Annotated in this window: 3 protein-coding genes; all 3 read right to left on the bottom strand. The window is 74.1% G+C overall.

Features of this window, described 5'->3' with window-relative positions; all coding sequences use genetic code 11:
- Positions 1 to 75 precede the first annotated feature (75 nt).
- Positions 76 to 1050 carry a serine/threonine-protein kinase gene (locus K6I34_RS35660; RefSeq protein WP_229332179.1) on the bottom strand — a complete coding sequence of 325 codons (975 nt, stop codon included), beginning with the start codon at positions 1048 to 1050 and terminating at the stop codon, positions 76 to 78.
- Positions 1047 to 1607: a hypothetical protein gene (locus K6I34_RS35655; protein ID WP_308294103.1), complete on the bottom strand. Its 561-nt coding sequence runs from the start codon at positions 1605 to 1607 to the stop codon at positions 1047 to 1049. Before K6I34_RS35655 ends, K6I34_RS35660 begins: the two co-directional genes overlap by 4 nt.
- A 27-nt stretch (positions 1608 to 1634) precedes the next feature.
- Positions 1635 to 2430, bottom strand: a 796-nt coding sequence (locus K6I34_RS35650) for an ABC transporter permease (RefSeq protein WP_229332178.1), incomplete at its 5' end; no start/stop codon positions are given.

The following is a 2430-nucleotide window of genomic DNA, read 5'->3' as shown; positions in this document are numbered from 1 at the left end:
GCGGCGTCCTGGCACGCCGCGCCCGCCGCCGGGGCGAGCTGCCCTGAGGGACTCAGGCGCAGGGCAGCCGTGCGCTCAGGGTGTGATCACCACTGCCGCCCAGCCCGGGGGAAGCGGAGGCGGTGGTGGCTTCGAAGGCGGCGGAGGCCCGGCAACCGCGGCGACCTCGGCACCCGCGCGCCGCAGTGCGGCCACGAAGCGCAGGCAGCTGCCGAAGCGGTCCTCCGGCGCCTTCGCCAGGGCGGTGCCCAGCGCGTCGTTCACCCCCGGCGGCAGGTCCGGGAGCCGCGGTGGCGCCTCGTACTGGTGCGCCCACAGCAGCGCGATGTCGTCGTCGCGGCGGAACGGCGGTGCCCCGGAGAGCATTTCGAAGACGACGCAGCCCAGGCTGTAGACGTCGCAGCGGCCGTCCACCGGCTTGCCGGAGATCTGCTCCGGCGCGACGTAGTCGAGCGTGCCGACGAACTGGCCGACCCGGGTGTAGCCGGTCAGCGAGAGCGACTTCTTCGTCAGCCCGAAGTCGGTCAGGTAGACGTGCTCGGGGTGGTCGCTGTCGGTGCCCTCGGCCACCAGGATGTTGCCGGGCTTGACGTCCCGGTGCACCAGGTCGCGGGCGTGGGCCGCGTCGAGGGCCGAGGCGACCTGCGCGGCGATGCGGCACGCGGTGGCGAGCGGCAGCGGCCCGTCGCGGTCGAGGAGCGCCCGGAGGTCCTGCCCGGCCACGTACCGCATGGCGATGTAGAGCAGGCCGTCCGCCTCGCCGGCCTCGAAGACGGGCACGATGTGCGGGTGGTCGATGGCCGCGGCCACCCGCGACTCGTGGCCGAAGCGCTGCCGGAAGGGGTCGTTGCGGGCGAGTTCGGGCGCGAGCAGCTTGAGCGCGACGGTACGCCCCAGGCGCAGGTCCCGGGCGCGGTAGACCACGGCCATGCCGCCACGGCCGATCTCGCTCTCCACCTCGTACGAGGCGATCCGCCGCCCGATCAGCCCGGAGGGCCGCTCGGCGGGCTGCTCCCCCGGCTGCTCCGCGGGGTCGCGCCCGGGGCTCATCCGCCGTCACCGGGCCCGCCGGCTTCGTCCTGACGCTCCTGCCGCGCGGGCCCTGTCGCGGCCAGGGCGGTCATGGCCGTGCCGTCGCAGTAGCACCAGCGGTCCCCCTCGGGCTCGTACAGCCAGACGGCGTCGCCGTCGACGACCACCCCGACCCGCAGCCCTTCGGTGCCCCTCCGGAAGCTCTCCCCGTCGGTCCTGCCGTCCGCGAGGTCGTCCATGGCGCGCCGGTAGCGGCCCAGCGTCTCCTCGGCCCGGGCGAGCAGCCCGCGCGCGTCGGCCGTACGGACGGCCGGGCCGCCCGCGGCGGGCGGCTCGCGCGGCAGGGTCACCAGCGCCCGGGCGTCGACCCAGGCGGTCCAGCCGTTGGAGCACAGCACCTGCCCCCAGTCGCCGCGGCGGTCCACGAGCCGCACGGGCAGCAGCGCGTCGAGTGGCTCGGTGGGCACCGTGCCGTCCGGGGCCGACCAGGTGGACAGGCCGCCCGGCGGTACGACGTGGGTGGGCCGGAAGTCCGCGGAGGCATCCGGGACGGTGGCCGGTGTGGCTGGGTTCATGAGCGGCTCCGACGGGCGCTGCTTCCGCTACTTCCGCATGACGGCGGGCTCGTGGCGGCGCAGCAGCCGGGCGACGACGACCCCGAAGACGACGGACAACACGGCCATCATCCCCATGTCGAGCAGCCAGATGCGCGCGGAGTGGCGCAGAAGGGGGTCATGGGCCACCTTGCTGTCGAAGGCGAGGCGCCGCAGGTCGACCGTCCCGCCCATGGCGCCGAACGCCCAGCGCGAGGGCACGGCCCAGGCCAGCTGCTCCAGGCCCGGCACGCCGTGCAGCTTGACCAGCGCCCCGCAGAAGACGACCTGGACGATGGTGAGGAGGACCAGCAGGGGCATGGTCACCTCCTCCTTGCGCACCAGGGCCGAGATGAGCAGGCCGAGCATCATGGCGGTGAACGACAGCAGGGCCACGGCGGCGGTGATCTCGACGAGCGGGGGCAGGAACACGCCCCGGCCCTTCGGGGCGTTGAGATCGACGCCGAGCAGGCCGACCAGGGTCAGGACCACGGCCTGGCACACGGTGATGGCCCCGAGGACCACGACCTTGGACATCAGATACGCGGACCTGGACAGGCCGACGGCCCGTTCCCGCTGGTAGATGGCGCGTTCCTTGACGAGTTCGCGGACCGCGTTGGCCGCGCCGGCGAGCACGCCGCCGATGCACAGGATCAGCAGGGCGTTCAGGGCGGTCTCGGTGTCGAGCTTGCTGCCCGCCAGGGCACGCGTCATCGCGCCCATGATGAACGGCAGCGCGATCATGATGACGAGGAAGGTGCGGTCGGCGGTGAGCGCCGCCGTGTAGCGGCGGACCAGCGTGGTC

Source organism: Streptomyces sp. UNOC14_S4, from assembly GCF_020740835.1.
Taxonomy (GTDB): Bacteria; Actinomycetota; Actinomycetes; order Streptomycetales; family Streptomycetaceae; genus Streptomyces.
Note: the sequence above shows the minus strand (reverse complement) of the source record. Positions and strands in the feature narration are given on the sequence as shown.